The organism is Sorangium sp. So ce185, assembly GCF_051526825.1.
Classification (GTDB): domain Bacteria; phylum Myxococcota_A; class Polyangia; order Polyangiales; family Polyangiaceae; genus Sorangium; species Sorangium cellulosum_D.
Genome location: NZ_CP150316.1, coordinates 10,577,034 through 10,597,235, shown reverse-complemented (window position 1 = coordinate 10,597,235; position 20,202 = coordinate 10,577,034). Strand labels below are relative to the sequence as shown.

The window sequence follows — 20,202 nt, the reverse complement described above, 5'->3', positions numbered from 1 at the left end:
GGGCGCTCGCCGGTGCGCCATCGCAGCGGTGGAGATCGCGGCGCCCGAGCCCAGCGCGACAGCACGAGAACGCCTTCGATGGCTGTTGCGCTCCCCTCGACGACGTCTAGAATTCATAATGCCATGATAAAATTATTGTATCACTCGAATCTGACCGTCGTTGGGCTCACCCTCGCACTTGGCATCGCGGCTTGCGGGGGCGGCGACGGCGCGGGCGATCGCGCCGCGGGCGACAGCGGTACGGGCGGCGGCGGGGCGAGCACGGCGTCGGGCGGCGATCCCGATCCTGACCCCGCGGACGCGCGGACCTTCGACCACCGGCACGCGGCGCTGGACGGCATCCCGGCGAGCTGTATCGACGCGCTCAAGTCCGGCGACTCCGTCTTCCATTACGCCCATCGCTCGCACGGCTCGCAGATCATCGTGGGCGCCGAGAGCATCGAGGCGGGCTCTCCCGTCCACGGCTTCGAGGCGGAGTATTGCGGCGTCCCGGCGGAGACCGGCGTCTTCCGGATGTGGGACGGGATGATCGACAACAACCTCGTCGTGGGCGAGCAGTACTGGGCGAGCGAGGCGGGCGTCGACGAGGTGCGCGCCATCCTGGGCGATCACCCGGAGATCCGGTATTCGATGTGGGCCTGGTCCTCGGAGATCGCCGAGCAGACCGAGCAGGACGTGCAGCGTTACCTCGACGTGCTCGACGCGCTCGGGCAGGAGTTCCCGGAGGTGACCTTCGTTTACATGACCGGGCCCGGCGACGCGGAGTACAACGGCGTGAACCGCGCGAAGCGCAACCAGCAGATCCGCGACTTCTGCCGGGAGCGCGGGAAGATCCTTTATGACTTCGAGGACCTCGACGTCCACTTCGGCGGCGAGCGGCACACCGCGATGGTGGACGGCGTCGAGATCCCGATGCAGCACCCGCGTTTCGACGTGGAGGCGTCCGGCAACGCGGAGTACGAGCACACCCACACGACGCAGGACAGCTGCGAGATCAAGGCCATGGCGTTCTGGCGCATGATGGCCGAGCTCGAGGGGTGCGCGCAGTGACGCCCGGGCCTCGCGCGCGGGCGCGCGCCGCCGGCCGGCCCCGGTGAGCCGCGCTGTCGTGCGCCCCGCGCGCCGGGCCGTCGCGCCGGGCCGCCGCGCCGCCGAGAGGGCGGCGCTCGGCGGCGGCGATCACCTCGCGAGCCTCTGTCTTTCCTGTCGGTGAAGTCCCGGTTTCCGGAGGACGACTCTGCTGGATCGCGTCGCTCGCGCCTTGCGGGCGGCCTCGCGCCCATGCTACGCGCATCTCGCACGGGCACGCATCCCCGCGCCTCCGGCGCAGGGGCGACGCCTGGCAGCCGATCGGAGGCGGGCCATGGACAGCGCGATACCGCTCGGGAAGAAGCAGATCATCGACGGCCAGCTGCGGGTCTACTATTACGGCTACTGGATCAAGGCGTACGAGGCGCCGGCCGATACGCTGCTCGCGAAGAAGCGCCTCATCGAGGCGCTGACGCGGCGGCTGTTCAACCACGTCGAGCACGGGATCAACGTGCCGGGAAAGCGGCTGGACGAGGCGCGGCGCGCCTTCGAGTCCGAGGCCGATCCGCAGCGCAAGCGCGTCAAAGGCGCCATGCTCGCCGGCGCGATCTTCAACCGCGCGGCGGACATCTTCACCAAGCTGGTCGAGATCCAGGAGCTCGGCGTCACCATCGAGCCCGACAACGCCCTCATGCGCGAGTGCGGAGAGCACCTCCTCGAGGCGCTGACGCTCGGAAAGATGGTGCTCCACCGCAGCGGGGAGGAGGGGCTCGACGAGCTGTGGGGCGAGCCGTTCAAGGCGTTCTCCTTCCCGGTCGAGGCGTTCTACAACAGCCGGTACGTGAAGATCGCGCAGAGCATGAAGGCCATCGACGGCATCCGCGACGCGATGATCGACACCTTCGGGCCGCTGCCGATGTTCGCCGGGCTCGACCGCCTGGCCCGCGAGCTCGCGCACGCGGCCAAGGTCAAGTGCGAGACGCTGCGCACCGACGCCGAGATCTTCGAGGTCTGGACGTCGTTCGTCGTGTCGGCGGAGAGGCTCGCCGCCTTCCAGCCGGCGCTCGGCGCGGACGCCTCGCCCGCCGAGCGGGAGCAAGCGGCCCGCGGCGCCGAGCTGATCGTCCGCGGCAAGAACGTGATCTCGTACATCGCGCGCGCCCGCGTGCCGATGCCCAAGACCACGAGCGAGCTCCTCGACCGGTACGAGCGCTACCGCGCCGCCTACGGGTACGGCGCCGCGCCCGCGTCCGGGCCCGCGCGCAGCGTCGCCTGACGCCGGCCGGGGCGCGGCGCGCTCACCCCGCCCCGGCCGCCGGGACGAGCTGGATCGCCGTCTCCGGGCAGGCGACGACGCAAAGGCCGCTCGCGGCGCTCAGAAGCAGCTCGATCGGGCCTCGAAGCGCGCGGCGTAGTTCGCTCCGAGGTTGCTGTCCCAGAGGCCGTGGGACTCGGCGGCCACCTCGATGTCCCAGGCGTTCATGCGGCCGTATGCATCGTAGGCCCAGAAGAAGAGGTCCTCCTCGACGGCGGTCGGCTCGTTGCAGACCCAGGTGCCGCTCGACGCGGGCGGGAGCGGCGCGCCGCCGCAGAGGCGCTGGCCCGCGTCGTCGGGCGGCGGCGAGCACCACGCGCAGTCGCGGGGCGCGTTGCTGACGAGGACGTAGGCGTCGCCGTGCGCGCCCGCGCTCGCCGGGAGGAAGGCGTCGCTGCCGTTCAGCCGGACATAGAGGTTGATCTCGTGATCGGGATAATAGGCGCGCAGGTAGCCGCGGTAGGCCACCGTCAGCCTGGAGGCGTCGGTCCGCACCGGATCCTGGATGAGCTCGAAGGGGCCGGTGTGCACCGTCGCGGTGGGCCCGCAATAATCGTAGCTCGGCGGGTAGTTGGAGGCGGCGCCGTCGCGGGGGACGGCGGAGAGCGCGAGCGCGAGCGGGAGAGCAGCGGCGAGCGTCTTGCGGAACATGCGTGGACCTCCGAGGGCGCGTCGGCGCCGCGGCGGCGCGCGGCGCGGGCGCGCGGCCCTGCCAAGGGGGCTACCAGCTCCACCCACGCCGGTCAATGCGCCGCGGCCGGCTGGCCGCCGTCGCCGCCGAGCTCGCCGACGATCAGAGGCCCGAGTCGCCCAGGGACATATCGATTGAACGGGCAGCCCGGTCATCGGCGCGCCGTGTCCCATTCGGGGCTGCTCAGGAAATAGGTATCGTAGAGCTCCTGCACGTCGCGCAAGGTCTCGGGCGGCTCCTCGCCGCGGGAGATGCGCGTGAGCTTGCGGAAGTACTCGAAGCGCTCGACGCCTGGGGTGATGACGATCAAGAGCTCGGCGCTCTTGCCGCGGGCGGCGGCGAACGCGTGGGCGACGCGGGGCGGGACCACGAGGAGGTCGCCCTTCTCGGCCGTCACGATGTCGCTCCCCGAGAGGACCTGCACGGCGCCGTCGAGCACGTAGAACATCTCGGCCGAGCCGTCGTGGCGGTGCGGCCGCGCGCCGTCGGCGTCCTTCGCGAGCGTCACACGCACGGTGGAGAGGGCTCCGCCCGTCGCGCTGCTGTCCGCGAGGAGCTGGACCCGCGCGGTGGGGGCGCCGACGACCTCGGCGTCGGCGCCCCGGACGACGACCGACCGATCGAAGCCACGCTGGATGATCGACATGCCGTCCAGTGAAGCACCCGGGGAGGGAGCGTTCACCTGGAAAGAAGGCGCGCGGAGCGCTCCAGCAGGCTGCGGCGCGGAGGCGGTCGACGTGGCTCGTTCAGGAGATGGACGGGTCGCGCAAGGGAGCGCCCGTCCCCCGGGGCGAGCGGCGGTTCACGGGGCGCTGGGGCCGGGTGCGGCGCCATTTCCTGCGGCCATGCACGTCTTGAGGCCCTCCTGCAGGTTGCGCAGCGTGACGATCCGTTCGAGGTCCAGGCCGAGCGAGACGACGGTCTGCGCCACCGCGGGGCGGATGCCGGTCACCACCACGCGGGCGCCGAGGAGCTCCACCGCGCGCACGATGCGGATCAGGTGATCGGCGGTGCCCGTGTCCACGGCGTCGACCGCGGTCAGGTCCAGGATGACGTGGCGTGTCTGGCTGTCGACGATCGCGCCGAGCAGCCGCTCCATCAGCGCGGACGCGCGCTGGCTGTCGAGACCCCCCATGACGGGCACGGTGAGCACGCCGTCCCACACCTGGATGATCGGCGCGACCATGGTGCAGAGCGCCGTCTCCTGCTGATCGATGAGCTGCAGCTTCTCGCGCAGCGCGAGCTCGGTCCGCTCCCGCTCGGCGACCTCCTTCTTGAGCGTGGCGAGCGCGACCGCGAGGTCCGAGCTCGTGGCCCGATCGGTCTCGAGGAGCGCGGCCAGGCGGGCCTCGACGGTCTCGTCGGTCGGGCGGACGACGAACTCGTCGTACTCCGCGCCCTGCGTCACGAACGCGGTCTGCTCGGCCCAGCAAGGGACCCCGAACAGGCGCTCGGTGATGCCGGCCAGCTTGCCGGCCGTCATCGAGCTCCCCCAGACGACCCCGAGCGCGCGCTGGTAGATGGACTCCCAGTTGTTGAAGGTGCGATACCGGGCCTCACGGCGCTCGCGGTCGACCGCGACGAGCTCCCATCGCCCCCAGCCGGCCGGGCTGCAGATCTCGCTGAGCCGACCGAAGCCCTCCTCGAACGTCGGTTGCGTGTTGATGATGGCCCAGTCGCCATCGACGCTCTGCCGTCCCCCGAGCTGGAGACACAGATTGAAGCGCTCGACCCCCACCATCGCCACCATGCCCGACATCAGGCCGGCCACCGAGCTCGGGATCCACATGCTCAGGGTGGGCATTCCAGCCCACAAGTTGATGCCGTCTTTCAGGTTCCATTCGATGTCGAAGCCGGCGATCGTGATTCGGGGGGTTGTCATAGGCTCGCGGTCAGCGTGATTGGGCGCGGAGCCGAGGCGCCGCGTGCGCTGCGACCCCACCCCGCAGGTGCTCCTTGCCTCACGCGCGCCGGAGCGGCAAGCCCGAGCGCAACCGCGCATCGCGTCGGCGCCGGGGGCCGTTCCGAGCGCGCGCAGGCGTCGTGCCCCGGCGCAGGCGGTGCCGTCGCGAGGCGCGCGGGACCGCAACCTGGGTCGGGCGGCGGGACCGCGACCTGGGTCGGGCGGCGGGACCGCAACCCGGGTCGGGCCGCGGGACCGCAACCCGGGTCGGGCGGCGGGACCGCAACCCGGGTCGGCGCGCGGGTACCCCGACCTGGGTCGAACCGCGCCTCACGCGGTGAGCGCCGACGGACCGGCGTTGTGCGCGGCCCCCCGACACGTCGTTGTCTGTTGTCGTGGAATGTTTCCGTTGACGCTGAGGTGCGCGTCTCTGTATCACCGCACCATGAGGTCCGCTTCGATTCTCTTGGCGACTCTCTCTATCGGCCTCTCGCCGCTCTCCGCCAGCGCGCTGATCACGCAGCCGAACGGCACCATCATGCCGCTCGACTCGAGGAACGGCGAGGTCCAGCTCTATACGCTGTTCGAACGTCGGGGCGAGGCGATCGACTACCAGGCTGATGGGAACACCGCGCCGTCCACCTTCTCGCCGCTCTGCGGCTTCACGGCGGAGCTCGTGCTCACCCAGACCGGGGCGCGCCTCGGCGTCGGCTGGTACAACGTCGACCCCGCCGCCACGGCGCCGCCGGCGCTCGACGACATCCACGCGATCGTCCCCGTCGGCGCCCCCGTCGGCACCATCGTCACCGCCGCGGACATCCGGAGCGATCCCGACTATGCGGGCGGCCAGATCGGCTTTGCGCTCATCGGCGCGCAGACGCACTACTCCGAGCAGCAGTGGAATCAGGTGTGCACGGGCTGCACCCCGCCCGGCCCCTGGGTCACGGCCGTCATCTACACCTCGGTGGTCACGCCCAACGCGTTCTACGTCGCCTTCGAGGACGGCAGCGTCGGCCCAGACCCCGACGACTTCAACAACGACGGCGACTACAACGACTACGTCTACTTCTTCAGCGGACTCACCTGCACCGGCGGCGGCGAGCCGTGCGACACCGGGCTGCCCGGCGTGTGCGCGCCAGGGGTGACCCAGTGCGCGGCGGGCGGGCTCACCTGCCAGGGGCTCGTGCCCGCGTCGCAGGAGACCTGCGACGGGCTCGACAACGACTGCAACGGCACCGCCGACGAGGGCGATCTCTGCCCCGCGGATCACGTCTGCGACCGGGGCGTGTGCGTGCAGGCGTGCGGCAGGGGCGAGTTCGTGTGCCCGCCGGAGAAGGAGTGCAACGGCGCGGGGTTCTGTGTCGATCCGGCCTGCGCCGACGTCGTCTGCGACGCGGGGCAGGTGTGCGCCGGCGGGCAGTGCCGCGCGGCGTGCGATGGAGTGCAGTGCCCCTTCCCGACGGTGTGCCGGGTCGGCGTCTGTGTCGACCCGTGCAGCAACGTGACCTGCGAGGAAGGCACGGTCTGCGACGGCGGCGTGTGCAAGCCGAGCTGTCCGTGCACGCCGTGCCCGAGCGGGCGCGCGTGCGAGGAGGAGAGCGGGCTTTGCAGGGAGTCGGCCTGCGTCGGCGTCGCGTGTCCGCCCGGCCAGCGCTGCGACGCCGGGGCGTGCGTGGACGCGTGCGCCGGAGCGGTGTGCCCGAGCGGGCAGACCTGCGCCGGCGGCGCCTGCGTGGACGCCGCGAGCGCGACCGCGACCAGCGGGCCCACCGGCTCGACGGGCGCGAGCCTGGACTCCGGCGCGGGCGGCGGGGTCACGGATCCGGCCGGCAGCGGCGGTACGGGCGGCAGCGGCGGCGCTGGCGGCGCCGGGGGCGCTGGCGGGGCCGGCGCGGATGGCGCCGGGGCGGACCGCGGCTGCGGCTGTCTCGTGGCCGGCGCGCAGGGCTCGCGCGGGGCGCCGCTCGCGGCGATCGCGCTGGCGCTGGCCGGCGCGGTCCGCCGGCGGCGCCGCAACGCCTCTGCGAAGGCCGGGCTCGCCTGCCTGTGAACCGCGCTCCTTGGCTCAGCGCGCTTCCGGGGTCGAGCTCCCGGAGCTCTGGGCCTTGCTGGACGTGGCGCTCACCGGCGATATGCGCGATTGCACGGAGCCGCGCACGCCGGGCGAGGAGGGGCGTTATCCCGTGACCGGCGCCGCTGGCACCCTGTCGTGGGAGCCCGAGCCGAACACCGGCATCCCGTGCGTCATCGACATGGACATCACGGTCACGCTCAATTACAGCACATGAGCAGCGCTTGCCAATACCCGCGCGGACGGCGCAGAGACCCGCCACCGAGGGCTGATCGCGGTGCTCGGGACGTCGACGCTGCCGCAGCCGGCAGGCTCCGGTCACGGCGCGGGCTTGCGGCCTTCCGGCGGCGCCGCAGGGGCCTCGGCGCCCGCGCCTGCCTCGGCGCCCGCGCCTGCCTTGGCGCCCGCGCCTGCCTCGGCGCCCGCGCCTGCCTCGGCGCCCGCGCCTGCCTCGGCGCCCGCGCCGGCTGCGGCCCTCGCGACGCCGGCCGCGATGCCCTCCCAGTGGCTGCCCTTCCACAGGACCTTGCCGCAGCGCTCGCAGCGCCAGAACTCGTCGTAGCGATCCACCACCACCCCGGGCACCGCGCCGCGCACCGTGTCCTTCGGCGCGGCCGCGAGCGCGCCGCCGCACGCCATGCACCGCGGATCCCGCACGGGCAGCCCGAGCTCGCGCAGCACGAAGCCCGCCTGTTCCATCGGCCGCAGCCCGCGGGGCACGTAGAGCCCGCGCACGGCCGCGGTGCGCAGCGGGCGCCGCTCGAACACCCCCGCGTCGGAGCTCAGCAGCACCCGGCCGGTCTGCTGCGCGAGCCGCACGAGATCGCCGTCGTCGATTCCGTGCTCGAACGTCGCGTCGTACCCCGCGCCGCGCAGCCAGCGCGACAGGCCGCCGAGCATCGCGTCGCACAGGAAGCGCGGCGCCGCCGCCCCGCCCGGGACCGCAGGCGCCTCGCCCGGCGCCGGCTCCGCGCCCTCCGGGGCCGCGTCCGCCCCGCCGCCCGCCTCACCCACGAGCACGCCCCATGTGCTCAGGATGGCGCCGGGCCCGCGGCCGGCAAGGGCGCCGGCCGCGAAATCCCCACGCTCCCCTCGCGCGCTGGTACCGTCGCGGTACGGTCAAGCGATCGTGGAGGAGTCGATGTCGACGAAGAGTGCGAGGTGCCTCGGCGCGGCTGCCGCGCTCGCCGCGCTGGCGACCGCGCAGCAGGCCTCGGCCTACTGCCGCTCGAACACCTGCAAGGTCTCGGAGCTCTGTCTGCAGGACGACCTGCCGGTCGGCTATTGCAGGCCGCTCCGCTGGACGAGCAACTGCATCGGATTCAACGTCCAGGAGGACGCGTCGGGCGAGATCTCCTACCAGGAGATCTCCGACGTGCTCGATGCCGCGTTCAGGACATGGCAGGAAGCGCCCTGCGACGGGGGAAGGCCCCCCGGCATCCGCGTGCAGAACCTCGGCCCCGTGAGCTGCGGCGCGGTGGAGCTGAACGCGCGCGACGGCAAGACGAGGATCGTCGACGGGCTCGTGCCGGGCAACGCCAACGTGGTCGTCTTCCGCGATATGGACTGGCTCGCGGCCGCCGGGCACAGGTCCGAGATGCTCGCGCTCACGACGGTGCAGTTCGACAAGAACACCGGTGATCTCTGGGGCGCCGACATGGAGATCAACACCGATCTCTACGACTTCACCGTCGGGGACGACTCCGCGGCGCCGAGGGAGGATCTCCTCGCCGTCGTCACGCACGAGGCCGGCCATTTCCTGGGCCTCGATCACACCCTGGCCGGCCCGGAGGCGACCATGCACGACCGGTACGACAGGTCGGATCCGATGAACTTCCGGACGCTGCACGCGGACGACATCGCGGGCATCTGCCAGATCTACCCCCCTCGGGATCTCTCCACGGAGGAGTGCAACCCCATCCCACCTCACGGGTTCTCGTCGGAGTGCGCGGACGACCAGCTGGTCGCCTGCGGCGTGGCGCCGCCCGGCGCCGGCGGCTCGGGGTGGAGCGTCCCGCTCGCCGCCGCCGCGCTCGGCGCCGCCGCCTGGCTCCGCGCCGGCGCGCGCGGCCGGCGCGAGCGGCCCCGGCGGGGGCGCCCCGCCGCCGGCGAGCGCGGCGCGCCGGCCGTCGGCTGACGGGCGCACGGGCGCACGGGCGCACGGGCGCGCGGCGCTAGCCCGACGCGGCGCCGGGGCTGCGGCGGGAGAGCGCGTAGGCGACGCCCCGCTCCAGCGTCCCCTTCGTGACGATGCCCCCGAGATCCGTCGCGGCGCCGACGAGCGCCTGGGCCACGCTCGGCCGGATCCCGGTGATCACGATCTCGGCGCCCAGGAGCCGCACGCTCCGGGCGGCGCGGACCAGCGCGTCGATCACCTCCGCCCCCGCCTCGGGCATGCCGGTGACGTCGAGGAGCGCGATCCTGGCCTGCTGGGCCGAGATCCCGTGGAGGAGCACCTCGATCACCCGATCGGCCCGCTCGCGGGTCATCGTGCCGACGAGCGGCATGACGAGCACGCCGGCGGCGATCGGCAGGAGCGGCGTGGCGATGGACTGGAGCGTCTCCTCGCGGACGCGGAACATCTGCTCCTGGAGCATCAGGCTCTGCTGCTCGGCCCGCACCCGCTCGGTGATGTCGGCCGAGATGCCGCAGACGCCCGTGGCCTTGCCGTCCTCGTCGCGGAGCGCGAACTTCGTGGTGAGGTACACGCGCATGCCGTCGGGCCGCTCCACCTGGTCCTCGAGGGTCATCGGCGCGCTGGCGACGAGCGCCTCGCGGTCCTGCGCGTCGAACCGATCCGCGGTCTCCCTGGGCACGAGATCGTGGTTGCGGAGCCCCAGGACGCCGCCCCGGGGCCTGCCGAGCGCCGCCTCGAGCTGGCGGTTCGCGACGGTGTAGCGGCCCTCGGTGTCGCGCGCGTAGATGAGCAGGGGGGCGTTGTCGATGATGGCCTCCAGCAGCGCGTCGCTGCGGCGCTGCTGCGCCTCGGCCTCCTTGTGCGCGGTGACGTCGCGGGTCAGCGAGGCGACGTACCTGGCCCCGTACTCGTCCCGGAGCGGCAGGTACGTCACCTCGAGCCAGCAGCGGCGGCGCTTCCCCGCCGCGCCGTCCCCGGGGATCTCGTACGGGGTGGCCGGGAGCGTGGCCACCTCGCCGGCGACCGCGCGCAGGAATGGACCGGTGAACCCCTGCGTCACGGCCTCGGGGTCCTGGAGGAGGTTGAACTTGTCGACCACGTGCTCCCGCGAGACGTTGAACCACGTACGGCAGGCCTCGTTGATCGTGGCCAGCAGCCCGTCGGCGCGGTAGACGAAGATCGGCATCGGCAGCAGATCGAAGAGCGCCTCGAACGGCACGCGGGGCCCGCTCGCGGAGGGCTGCGCGTCGGGCGACGGCGCCGCGGCGCCGAGCCGGCGCTCCAGCTCCTCGATGCGGGCGCGCAGGCGCGCGTTCTCGGCCCTCGTCTCCTCGTCGCTCCCCTCCGTGGTCATGGTCGTCTCCATGGCTCTATGCTGCCCTGGGGCGCTCCACGCGGAGCTCGGTCCAGGGAGAGGTCAGCTCGGCCAGGGTGCGGTAGGCGAGCGCGGCGGCGCCGACGAAGAACAGCGCGAGCGCCGCCGGGCCGACGCCGATGCCGCCGGCGGGGTCGACGCCGATGCCGCCGCCGAGGCCGATGTCGCGGAGGACGCTCGCGTGGAACGCCCGGAAGAGGCCGACGTGCAGCGCCGCGAGCGCCGCGCCGAGCGCGAGCGCCCAGGCGCGGTGGAAGCGCGCGCGCCGCGCGTGGTGGGCGATGACCGTGTCCGAGGAGACGGAGAGATTGCCGTACGTGGGCGCCCGGAGCACCCAGGCCTTCGCGGCGTCGCGGTACCCCTTGCCGGCGGCGCTCGGGTCGATCTCGCGGCGCACCGAGCCGGCGATGTAGATGGTGTCGCCCGGGCGGACCTCGGACACGTAGACGGGCACGCCGTCGCGGCTCGCGGGGACGAAGGTCGTGTCGAGGTTCAGCCGGCCGCGCACCGGCTCGACGCGCAGCGCGGCGCCCGAGGGGAGCCGGAGCGAGAACGCGCGCGCCCGGGTGTGCCACGCGCCCGGCGCGATCTCGACCGCGATCACCGCGTCGTCCGGCGCGGCGTCCTCGGCGGCGACCTCGCCGCGGAGCAGGGCGAACCCCTCGCGCATCGCCTCGGGCGGGGCCGAAGGGCTCCGCGCGTACGCGGCGACCTGCGAGCGGCGCTGGTGGTGCAGCCAGCGCGCGATCGCGATCGCGACCGCGGCGCCCAGCGCCACCCCGGCGACGCCGTAGACGATGAAGAGGCTGGCGACGAACCCCATTGCGTGAGAGTAAACGCGCGGCCCGAGGGCGTCGAGGTGGGCTGTTCGCTGCGCCGGGCGGGCGCCGGGGCGGGTTGCCGAGGCGGGCGGCTCGCTGGAGCGAGCTCCGCCGGTCGTCGCCTCACTGCGGTGCGGATTGGCCTCGGGGTCTTGCCACCGGCCGCGAAGCTCTGGGATCCGTCCACCTTGACGGCCCACGCCTGAGCCCAACGTCCGCGGTGCACATCCATCGAGGAGATGAACCGGTTGTGCGTCTCGCCGCCTCGCCGAGAGCGTGATGGCGAGCTCCACGAGAGATGCCCACCGGGAGCGTTCTGAACCAGGCGGGGCACAAGCACCTTCACGGTCAACCAGCCTACCGGCCGGCGTTCGACTCCTTGGCCGGCGCGCTCGCGCTCAAAGATGACCTGCTCGCCCTGTTTCCATGGGCTGAGGTCGTCCTCACTGATTCCGAGGCAGATCCGTCGATTCGGACGTGCACATTCTATCCGAGCTCACGAGCCGAGGTTGAGTTCAGAAGGCTGAAGCAGCGGTACTTCGCGTACCGTTTGGTGGTGGCCCAATTTGCCCCGGAGTGATTCACATGAAGGCGGGAAGGCAGGAAGATCATTGATCTTTTCTTCCCGCCTTCCCGCCTTCATGTTCAAATCCGGCCACCACCTACCGTTTCGCGTCGCCTTTGCGGCGCGTATTCATGTCCCTGCCCCTCGATCCGTGGAGCCCCAATTCGTACTGGCCGCAGCGCTCACGGGGCGCGTTCCGACCTGCGTGGCTCGAGATCGATTGACGGGAATGTGCGGCGCCTTGCTTCCTGGACAGCCGCGTGGCACCCTCGAAGGCCCCGATGCGTCACTCTTCGAATCGTTCGCGGCACGCCGTCCGAAAGCCCATGGAGAGACCGCACGGGTCGAGCGATTTGGCTCCAAGGGCCCGCGCGACATCCAGCGACGTCCATGCACGGGCAGCCAAGCGCGGCGCCCCGCTGCACCCCGAGGGGTCCATCAACGCGATCCGACTCTCCTCCTTCGTGCGGTACGCCTTGCGCACCGGCTGGTCCGAGGACGCGCTCGTCGACCTGTGCGCGCGCCACGGCGTCAGCCGCGCCGCGGTCGACAGCATCACGGCCCGCGTACCGCAGGACGGCGCCTTCGCGCTCGTCGAGGAGATCTGCGCCGCCAGCGACGACGACAACCTCGGCCTCCACCTCGCGCTCGAGGCGAACCCGAGCATTGGCATCCTCGGCGTCCTCGGCATGAGCCTCACGAACGTCCGCGAGGCGCTCGAGATCTGCACCGACTATCTTCATCGCTTCAACCCGAAGCCGTCGACGACCAGGTTTACCGTCGACGAGAACGGCCTGCTCCACATCCGCGTCGGCCCCGAGCCGCCGGAGCCGGCGTGGCCACGCCATTTCGCCGAGACAATCGTCACCGCCGCCCTTTTGACGCTGCGCCGCTTCACGGGCGCGCAGATCAAGGCCCGCTGGGTGAGCTTCCGCCACGCGGCGCCCGTCGGCGTCACCGAGCACGCAGCGCTGTTCGGGACGACCGACCTGCGCTTCCGAGCGCCGGCGACCGAGCTCGTCCTCCCGGCGTACGCGCTCGATCTCCCGCACTGCAACGCAGATCCAGCCCTGGCGGCGTACATGCGCAGCCAGGTGGATGCGCTGCTCGAGGCGACGGGAGGCGTCGATCTCGCTGGCGCGGTCCGGCGATGCCTGCGCGACGCGCTCGAGCAGGGCGCCAAGCCGTCGATCGGCCACGTGGCGCGCAGCTTCAAGATGACGAGCCGCACGTTGCAGCGGCGCCTCGCCGAGGCTGGCGTCCAGTTCTCCACCCTCCTCGATCAGGTCCGCTGCGAGTGGGCCATCGCGCTCCTCCAGCGCCCCGACGGCTGCCTCAAGGACGTCGCCGAGCGCGTCGGCTTCTCGGACGTGCGCTCTCTCCGCCGCGCGTTGAAGCGGCGAACCGGCCGGACGCCCTCGGAGCTCCTGCGGCACGATCGCGAGGACGCCGGCTCGTGAGCGCCGCTCCCGTCGCCGCCCGCGCGCCTGGGGCGCGCAGGCGGCGCTCCGCGCCGAGCGCTGGGCCTTAGCGCCTCGAGGCGAGCGCGAGTCGGCGGCGCCCGGACCGACTGGCGCGTTCGGTCCGCATTTTGACGTCTGGCGTCCTGGCACGGTGTTCCCAGCCAGCCAACCTTCACCGCATGAGACCTAGCCAGCCGAGCCTGGTCGCCACGACGGTCGTGCTCACCGCGCTGCTCAGCATCGGTGACGCGTCCGCCCGGCCTCCAGCGATTCAACTGTTCTGCGAGAGCTATCCTGACGCGCGGCTCTGCGCGGCCAGCCGCGTCGATTGCTCCTTGTGCCATACCCGCACTGAATCGCCTGTCGCCTGGAACGCTTATGGCGACGACGTGCGGTCGGCCTTCTCGAAGTCGTCGACGTCGGACGAGACGTTCGCGGCCGCGTTGCCCGAGGCGCTCGCCGCCGTGGAGGATCGCGACTCGGACAAGGACGGCGCATCCAACGGCGACGAGATCACGGCGGGGACGCTCCCGGGAAACGCGGCCAGCGCGCCGGCGAGCGAGGCGGCCTGCGGACCCGCGGAGGTCTCCACGACCTATGACGTGTGCCGCTATGACGGCCGGTATGCGCTGCGCAAGGTCACGCTCGAGGCGTGCGGTCGGTCGCCGACGCCTGCGGAGCTCGCGGCCATGGCCGACACCCCGCTCGAGCTGCAGCCGGACGCCGTCGCGGACGCGCTGACCACCTGCATGCAAAGCGAGTTCTGGCGAGGGCGCGACGGCGTGGTGTGGAACATCGCTCACGCCAAGATCCGGCCCACCATCTTCGTCGATGAGCCAGAAGAGAACACCGACGGCCACTACACCAGCGAAGAGGACTTCGACTACTTCCCCGATTACGCCCTCTTCGTCTATACGCAGATCGACGGCCACGATAGCCGTGATCTGCTGAATGCCCGTTACTATGTCCAGCGTTTGATCGTCGACGGGCGCTCGGTTTACAAGCCGGTCGACGATCTCCCGAGCAGGCAGAAAATGCCGACCGAGCGCCGCGCCGGCATGCTGACCACACGTTGGTTTCTGCTGTTCAACAACATGTTCACGGCGCTGCCGCGCACCGCCGCCGCCCAGGCCTACCGAGCCTACCTCGGCCTCGATATCGCGCTGGGCGAAGGCCTCCACCCCGTGCCCGGCGAGCCCGCCGACTACGACTACAAGGGCGTCGCCGCCCCGACCTGCGCCGGCTGCCACTCGACCCTCGATCCGCTCAGCTATCCGTTCAGCCGCTACGACGGCGTGACCGTCACCAATTTGGACGAAAAAGGCCGCTACCTCCCGACCCGACTCGAGGACTCCTATGAAGCCTCGCTCCCCGGCGTCAGCGCGATGCCAGAGGCAGGGATGCTGCTCGGGAAGCCCGTGAGCTCGCTGACCGAGTGGGCCGAAGTCGCGACGAGCAGCCAGGAGTTCGCGAGCTCCCGCGTCGCTGACTACTGGCAGGTGTTCTTCCACGCCGAGCCGTCCGGCGCGGAGCTCGCCACCTTCGACACGCTGGTCCAGGCATTCCGGACCGAGCACGCCTTCGCGATCGAACCCATGTTGCGCGACCTCGTTCGCACGGAGGCCTTCGGTGCACCGTAATCTCTCGACGCTCTTCCTCGCCGCGGCGCGGTCGCTCTCGCTCGTCTTCGCCGTCTCCGCCGCGTCGTGCGCCGGCGACGACCCCGCGCGCGAGCCGGCTCCCGCGACGCAACACGCTTCACGGCACGCCCGCGTGCACTTCAAGGGCGGGACGCGCCTGCGCAACGACCTGGCGCAGGTGCTCCAGCTCGACCCGGAAGAGGTGTGCAACGAATTCGGCACGATGTCCTGCTCGGAGGGCGTGCACACGGTGGCGCTCGGCGGCCTCGACCCATATCGGAGCCAGATCTTCGAAGCTTCCCCCACGACCGGGCTGAGCACGACGCTCATCGTCGAGCGCATTGCCCTTCAAGCCTGCCGTCGACGCGCTGAGCGGGATGTGGCCGGAGGCGAGGCGAATCCTCTGATCTGGCGCGACGTGGCGACCGCTCAGGGCCGCGCGGCGAGCCTCGACGCGCTCTATGCCTCCGCGCTCGGGCGGCCGCCGGCGGCGCGTGAGCGCGGAGGCTTCGAGTCGCTGTACGCGCGGGCCCTGGCGGAGGGGCCCGACGTCGCCGAGGCGGAGACGGGCTGGGCGACGCTGTCCTGCCTCGCCGTCGTGACGAGCACCGAGTTTCTTTTCTACTGAGGAACACCATGAAACCAGCTCAATCCAAGATCAAGCGGCGACAGCTTCTCCAGTGGGGTGTCGCGGCAGGCGGTGCGCTCGGCGTCTCCAGCCTCGTCTCATCCCGCGGTCGCGCGGCGGGCATACCGCCGCGCTATCTGCTCGTCATAGGCGCTCATGGCGGCGCCTCCATCGTCGACGGCATGCTCGCCGTGCGCCACAGCGAGTCGGCGCGCTGGGAGACGATCAACTCGTTCCCGGACGACGAGGTGAAGGGCTTCGACGGCTCGCCGCTGCGCGCGGTCGACATCGAGCGCCCGACGGCGGGTCCGTTCCCCTTCCCGCTGCGGGCGAAGCAGTCGTCGTTCGTACAGGCCCACCGCGAGCAGATGCTCGTGGCGACGCTGACGGGATCGAGCGTCAATCATTTCGTCGGTCAGCGCCGCTCGATCACGGGCAACGAGGCGTGGCGTGGGCGCACCCTGCAGGAGTGCGTGGCGAAGGAGTACGGCGATGACTTCTCCATCCCGAACATCAACATGTCCTCTGGAGGCTTCGCGGATCGGGGCCACGACGAGACGCTGCCGTCGCGCTGCTTCTCGGAGCTGATCGCCCAACCCTCGACCTGGTCCCTCGGGCTCGACGCGCGCAAGGGCATCAAGGCGGCTCCGTCGCCGGCGCTGCTCGACGAGGCCCGGCGGCTGCGCGACGAGCAGATCGAGCCAGAGAGTCCGTTCCTCCAGGCGTTTGGCCAGGCCGAGCCGCTCCGGCTGTGGGCCGAGCAGCGCGCAAAAGCGCGGACGAACCTCGAAGCTCGCGGTCTGCTCGAGAAGCTGTGCCTCTTGCAGGACTCGAAAGACTACCCGCTCTCGGATTACAACGTCGAGTCATCCCCTGAAGCAGCGACGCTGCGAGAGGCTTTCCCGCTGCTCGACGCCGATCCTCTGGAGGCGCAGGCCGCCTTGGCGTATCTGTTGTTCAAGAACCAGGTCTGCGTGACGGCGACCATCTGGCCGACCACCCGCGTCCTCATCGATAAGAGCTCCAACACCCTCGTCAATGCGCCGGTCGCCTTCGATTACTCTCACAATTACCATCGTTCGATGCAGGCCGTGATGTGGAGCCGGATCCTGAAGGTGACCGACGCGCTCATCGGGCTGCTCAAGCAGACGCCGGCCGACGACAGCGGCGCGTCGCTGTGGGACCGCACGCTGATCTACGTCGCCACCGAGTTCGGGCGCACGAGGGCCCGGGTCGGGGGTCAGGATGATTTCGGTAGCTCGCACGATCTGAACAACGGCGTCCTGCTGGTGTCGCCGATGCTCAAGGGGAATCGCGTCCTCGGCGGCGTCGATCCGGATACGGGCCTGACCTATGGGTTCGATCCGACGACGGGCGCGCCGGACAAGGGGCGGCAGACCAGCGAGGCGGAGATCTTCAGCGGGATCCTCGATGTGATGCGCGTCGACACCTCTGGCAGCGGGCTGCCGGCGGTGACCGCGTTGCGAGGTTGAGCTCGCGTCATGCAGCGGCGCGTGACGCCAACCGCTCCAGGCCCGGTGGTGGTGGCGTGCAACAAATCCTCTATCATGGCGCCCACCTGCGGCTAGGGTGTCGGGATGTCGTCTCAGCGTACACTGCTGCCGCGCTCGACCCCGGCCGCCGCGAGAGTGTCGTCCCGTTCGATCGCCGCGATGCTGGACCGCCTCGAGGACCGTTCCGTCGAGTGCCACTCCATCATGGTCGTGCGCTGCGGGCACGTCGTCGCCGAAGGGTGGTGGGCGCCGTACTCGGCCGATCGCCCGCACCTTCTCTACTCGCTGACCAAGTCCTCGTGGTCGCCGTGACCGGCGCCCAGCAGGCCGTCCAGCATGCGCAGGACGTGCTCGACGCCGTATGGGAGTGCCTGCTCCCCGGCGTCGGCCATCCGGACGGCTCGCGCGACGACGAGCTCCTCGCCGACCGGCTGGGAGGGCTGTCCCTTGCGCAGGTACGGGGTTCAACCGGCCCGCAGCGCTCCGTCACGGCGAGGCTCGACGCCTCCGCTGGGGGCTCGGCCCTGCCCGACGGAATCACGGTGGTCGTCGATCCGACCGACGCCGGGTGGCTCCTGCGACTCGGGTCGCTCCTCGAGCTCGAGGTGGGCCACGGTGCCTGGCGGGAGAGCTCGCCGCTCGGCCGGCCCGTCGTCGCGTCTGGCGCCTGGCAGGGCGGGACGTTCGTCGCCGAGCTCCACGTCATCACCAGCCCGCACCGGGTCCGGGTGGCGGTCGACGCCGACGCGGGGACCGCGACGGCCACCTGGGTCACGCTGCCCCTGACCACCTCCGACCTGGAGCTGCACCTGCGCTCGCCCCTGATGACACGGCCCGACGTCGCCTAGGACAAAGCCGGCTGCGGCCGCAGAAGGGGATCGCATCCGGCGGCTCCGCGCCGCGTCGGGGCGCGGAGCCGCCGCCAGCGTCACGGCACGCGGTAGCCGTGGCGCAGGACGGGGAAGAAGCCGAGGTAGAGGTCCGAGCTCGGCGATACCGCCCCGATGGCCGGCCACTCGATGTCGATCCGCATGCCGCCGAGCTCGGCGACCTGACCGCGCAGGAGGTGGCGATAGAAGTGCACGAAATTCACCTCGCCGTTGGAGTTGTCGTAATAGCCGTGCTGATGGCCGCCGTGCAGGCCGTCGATGCCGTTGTAGAGGCGCAGCGCGTTTTCGTTGTAATCCTCGTAGTTGTGCATCACCTCGTGAAGGAACTCGGCGTTCAGGAGGTCCGGCTTCCCTGAGGTGTAGCTGGTCGAGAACCCGACGTTCGTGCCGTCGAACGCCCACACGATGTTGCACACGTCATCGACCGAGGAGCCGTCGGCCCGGTGCTGCGAGAAGAAATACACGATCATGTCGTACTGGCTGGCCAGGTGCGCGGTCCCGGCCTCCGCCAGGAAGCGCGTTGTGTCCCACCCGTCGTGGGTCCTCTCGTAGATCGGCACGTCCTCGATGGTGGGCAGGACCTCGAACTCCCAGGTCGCGAGACCGTAGGACAGCGGCCGGAACCATTGCTCGTTGGTCGCCTCGGCCTGCGCCACGAGGTCATCGACGTCCTCCTCGAAGAGCACGCCCGTGTTCGACGCGTCCGGCCTGCCCAGCGAGGAGACGTAGTTGACGCTGTTCCGGATGGGCAGGATCGCGATGCGCGTCACCTCCTGGATCCCGAGCGGCGCGCTCGCCGTGGCGTCGACGTTCACGGGCGCGGAGCCGACGGTCACGTCCTGCTCGTAGAACGAGCCGGTGTAGTCGGCCGGCGGCAGCTCGCTGCCGATCCCGACGCCGATCGTGTAATCGCCCGGCGGGAGCGAGAGGGTGGTGGGCGTGGTCCGACCGGTGAAGACGTCGTTCTCATACACGTTGCCGGGCGTCGCGCCTTGAGCCGTCACGGTGACGGGCTGGAACGCGGGCCGGTTCGGGGTGCTCACGGAGAACGTCCGATCCCACACGATCCCCCGCCACACGTCCGACCCGTTGCACTGCGTCGCCGGGCACGACTCGCTCACGACGAGCGCGTCGTCCACCCAGAGCTCGACGCCGGCGCTCGCCGGGCCTCCGGTGTTGAGCAGCTGAACGCGGAGATCGTTGGCGCCGCTCCCGAACCAGTCGCTCACGTCGATGCGCTGGCCAAGGTCCGACTCGCCGAAGTGGAACATCCTCCGCTGGATGCCGCCGACCGAGACGGCGATCCGATCGTCGGCGTCCGAGAGGCGCAGCTCCACCTTCGAGGGAACGCCAGACGTGCCGCCCACGAAGCGCAGGTTGTCGATCAGGTAGTCGACGGTGGTGTGCGGGACGTTCAAGGCGATCTTGAACGTCAGATCGCTGTAGGTCTGTTGCAGGGCGGTGACGATGCTCGCCGGTACGCTGAACGAGAGCGGCGCGTACGTGCCCGCGGCGAGCCCGGCGAGGCTCACCTGGCCCAGGTAGACGCTGTGGACGCCGCGGGACGGGATATCGACATAGAGCTGCGCGGTGCCGAAGGCGGGCGAGACCGGCGGCTTCAGGTCGAAGGCGAGGGTCGATGTCACGCCCGACACGGTCGAGAGCGGCGCGGACCGGAGCTCCGCGAAGTTGAAGCTCCGCAGCGCGAGCGCCGAGGCGCCCTGCGAGGTGTCGGCGCTCGCGCTCTTCGTGGCGCCGGTCACGGTCCAGTCGGCGGCGCTCTCGAACCCGAGCACCGACGCCGGGGTCGTGAGGGCCTGCCCCACCTGATCGATAAGCTGCTCGTCCGCGTCGGGCGCCTGCGCGCAGGCGCCGAGCACGAGGGCGCAAGAGGTCGTTATCATGAAGCTCACGCGTCGCATGAAATGATCTCCTTCGTGGGATTGACGGACCGTCGCCCGCCTCCGCCGTCTCTGGAGACGGCGAGCCGGACAGCCCCTCGCTGAGCCGCGGGGCAAGCCGCGTGGCAGCGATCGGTCCTCCAACGCGCCACGGAGACCGGAGCGACCGTGGGCGGCCGCATGGCGTCCGCCTCGGCCTGCGATGGCCCGTGGCGCGTCGTTCGATGGTGCTACGCGTCGCGCGCGGGTCGGTTTCGCC

At 71.2% G+C, this 20,202-nt stretch carries 18 protein-coding genes; 11 read left to right on the top strand and 7 right to left on the bottom strand.

The genetic code is table 11. From position 1 onward, the window contains the following. Positions 1-123: 123 nt before the first annotated feature. Positions 124-1,050: a hypothetical protein gene (locus tag WMF26_RS38975; RefSeq protein WP_437996850.1), complete on the top strand. Its 927-nt coding sequence runs from the start codon at positions 124-126 to the stop codon at positions 1,048-1,050. 313 nt (positions 1,051-1,363) lie between these two features. Continuing rightward, entirely contained in the window at positions 1,364-2,305 is a 942-nt protein-coding gene (locus WMF26_RS38970; RefSeq protein WP_437996849.1) for a hypothetical protein, read from the top strand. 99 nt (positions 2,306-2,404) lie between these two features. Here the strand turns inward: WMF26_RS38970 and WMF26_RS38965 are convergent, their stop codons facing one another. The 3 genes from WMF26_RS38965 to WMF26_RS38955 form a co-directional block, all read right to left on the bottom strand. Next, positions 2,405-2,995, bottom strand: coding sequence for a hypothetical protein (locus WMF26_RS38965; protein WP_437996848.1), 591 nt, complete (start codon positions 2,993-2,995; stop codon positions 2,405-2,407). A gap of 191 nt (positions 2,996-3,186) precedes the next feature. Then, positions 3,187-3,681, bottom strand: coding sequence for a cupin domain-containing protein (locus WMF26_RS38960; RefSeq protein WP_437314902.1), 495 nt, complete (start codon positions 3,679-3,681; stop codon positions 3,187-3,189). 156 nt (positions 3,682-3,837) lie between these two features. Beyond that, positions 3,838-4,917 (bottom strand): STAS domain-containing protein, encoded by a 1,080-nt coding sequence (locus tag WMF26_RS38955; protein ID WP_437333248.1) that lies wholly within the window; start codon positions 4,915-4,917, stop codon positions 3,838-3,840. A gap of 487 nt (positions 4,918-5,404) precedes the next feature. On the opposite strand from WMF26_RS38955, the gene WMF26_RS38950 reads away from it, so the two are divergent. After that, the gene (locus tag WMF26_RS38950) at positions 5,405-6,988 is read left to right on the top strand and encodes a MopE-related protein (protein ID WP_437996847.1); all 1,584 of its coding nucleotides are present in this window, start codon (positions 5,405-5,407) and stop codon (positions 6,986-6,988) included. Positions 6,989-6,998: 10 nt separating this feature from the next. Beyond that, complete coding sequence (locus WMF26_RS38945; RefSeq protein WP_437996846.1) at positions 6,999-7,226, top strand: hypothetical protein; 228 nt, start codon at positions 6,999-7,001, stop codon at positions 7,224-7,226. 101 nt (positions 7,227-7,327) lie between these two features. Here the strand turns inward: WMF26_RS38945 and WMF26_RS38940 are convergent, their stop codons facing one another. Next, positions 7,328-8,029 carry a Mut7-C RNAse domain-containing protein gene (locus WMF26_RS38940; protein ID WP_437996845.1) on the bottom strand — a complete coding sequence of 234 codons (702 nt, stop codon included), beginning with the start codon at positions 8,027-8,029 and terminating at the stop codon, positions 7,328-7,330. A 121-nt stretch (positions 8,030-8,150) separates the two neighbouring features. On the opposite strand from WMF26_RS38940, the gene WMF26_RS38935 reads away from it, so the two are divergent. Next, the gene (locus WMF26_RS38935) at positions 8,151-9,146 is read left to right on the top strand and encodes a matrixin family metalloprotease (RefSeq protein WP_437996844.1); all 996 of its coding nucleotides are present in this window, start codon (positions 8,151-8,153) and stop codon (positions 9,144-9,146) included. A 37-nt stretch (positions 9,147-9,183) separates the two neighbouring features. Here the strand turns inward: WMF26_RS38935 and WMF26_RS38930 are convergent, their stop codons facing one another. Further along, complete coding sequence (locus WMF26_RS38930; RefSeq protein WP_437996843.1) at positions 9,184-10,512, bottom strand: PAS domain-containing protein; 1,329 nt, start codon at positions 10,510-10,512, stop codon at positions 9,184-9,186. A 4-nt stretch (positions 10,513-10,516) separates the two neighbouring features. After that, positions 10,517-11,344 (bottom strand): hypothetical protein, encoded by an 828-nt coding sequence (locus WMF26_RS38925; protein ID WP_437996842.1) that lies wholly within the window; start codon positions 11,342-11,344, stop codon positions 10,517-10,519. A 1,027-nt stretch (positions 11,345-12,371) separates the two neighbouring features. Between WMF26_RS38925 and WMF26_RS38920 the strand changes: the two genes are divergently transcribed. The 6 genes from WMF26_RS38920 (at position 12,372) to WMF26_RS38895 (ending at position 18,000) form a co-directional block, all read left to right on the top strand. Next, positions 12,372-13,367: an AraC family transcriptional regulator ligand-binding domain-containing protein gene (locus WMF26_RS38920; RefSeq protein WP_437996841.1), complete on the top strand. Its 996-nt coding sequence runs from the start codon at positions 12,372-12,374 to the stop codon at positions 13,365-13,367. Positions 13,368-13,549: 182 nt separating this feature from the next. Further along, entirely contained in the window at positions 13,550-15,010 is a 1,461-nt protein-coding gene (locus WMF26_RS38915) for a hypothetical protein (protein WP_437996840.1), read from the top strand. Next, the gene (locus WMF26_RS38910; RefSeq protein ID WP_437996839.1) at positions 15,000-15,638 is read left to right on the top strand and encodes a hypothetical protein; all 639 of its coding nucleotides are present in this window, start codon (positions 15,000-15,002) and stop codon (positions 15,636-15,638) included. Before WMF26_RS38915 ends, WMF26_RS38910 begins: the two co-directional genes overlap by 11 nt. Positions 15,639-15,646: 8 nt before the next feature. Next, complete coding sequence (locus WMF26_RS38905) at positions 15,647-17,131, top strand: hypothetical protein (RefSeq protein ID WP_437996838.1); 1,485 nt, start codon at positions 15,647-15,649, stop codon at positions 17,129-17,131. 180 nt (positions 17,132-17,311) lie between these two features. Next, entirely contained in the window at positions 17,312-17,464 is a 153-nt protein-coding gene (locus tag WMF26_RS38900; RefSeq protein WP_437996837.1) for a hypothetical protein, read from the top strand. Continuing rightward, positions 17,452-18,000: a hypothetical protein gene (locus WMF26_RS38895; protein WP_437996836.1), complete on the top strand. Its 549-nt coding sequence runs from the start codon at positions 17,452-17,454 to the stop codon at positions 17,998-18,000. Before WMF26_RS38900 ends, WMF26_RS38895 begins: the two co-directional genes overlap by 13 nt. An 80-nt stretch (positions 18,001-18,080) precedes the next feature. Here WMF26_RS38895 and WMF26_RS38890 read toward each other — a convergent pair whose 3' ends face one another. Next, positions 18,081-19,964 (bottom strand): hypothetical protein, encoded by a 1,884-nt coding sequence (locus WMF26_RS38890; RefSeq protein WP_437996835.1) that lies wholly within the window; start codon positions 19,962-19,964, stop codon positions 18,081-18,083. Positions 19,965-20,202 lie beyond the last annotated feature (238 nt).

Bases quoted from the DNA above. Each gene is read 5' to 3' on its own strand.
- WMF26_RS38975 (WP_437996850.1), top strand. From the start codon at position 124: ATGATAAAATTATTGTATCACTCGAATCTGACCGTCGTTGGGCTCACC.
- WMF26_RS38970 (WP_437996849.1), top strand. From the start codon at position 1,364: ATGGACAGCGCGATACCGCTCGGGAAGAAGCAGATCATCGACGGCCAG.
- WMF26_RS38965 (WP_437996848.1), bottom strand. From the start codon at position 2,995: ATGTTCCGCAAGACGCTCGCCGCTGCTCTCCCGCTCGCGCTCGCGCTC.
- WMF26_RS38960 (WP_437314902.1), bottom strand. From the start codon at position 3,681: ATGTCGATCATCCAGCGTGGCTTCGATCGGTCGGTCGTCGTCCGGGGC.
- WMF26_RS38955 (WP_437333248.1), bottom strand. From the start codon at position 4,917: ATGACAACCCCCCGAATCACGATCGCCGGCTTCGACATCGAATGGAAC.
- WMF26_RS38935 (WP_437996844.1), top strand. From the start codon at position 8,151: ATGTCGACGAAGAGTGCGAGGTGCCTCGGCGCGGCTGCCGCGCTCGCC.
- WMF26_RS38930 (WP_437996843.1), bottom strand. From the start codon at position 10,512: ATGGAGACGACCATGACCACGGAGGGGAGCGACGAGGAGACGAGGGCC.
- WMF26_RS38925 (WP_437996842.1), bottom strand. From the start codon at position 11,344: ATGGGGTTCGTCGCCAGCCTCTTCATCGTCTACGGCGTCGCCGGGGTG.
- WMF26_RS38915 (WP_437996840.1), top strand. From the start codon at position 13,550: ATGAGACCTAGCCAGCCGAGCCTGGTCGCCACGACGGTCGTGCTCACC.
- WMF26_RS38905 (WP_437996838.1), top strand. From the start codon at position 15,647: ATGAAACCAGCTCAATCCAAGATCAAGCGGCGACAGCTTCTCCAGTGG.
- WMF26_RS38900 (WP_437996837.1), top strand. From the start codon at position 17,312: ATGCTGGACCGCCTCGAGGACCGTTCCGTCGAGTGCCACTCCATCATG.
- WMF26_RS38890 (WP_437996835.1), bottom strand. From the start codon at position 19,964: ATGCGACGCGTGAGCTTCATGATAACGACCTCTTGCGCCCTCGTGCTC.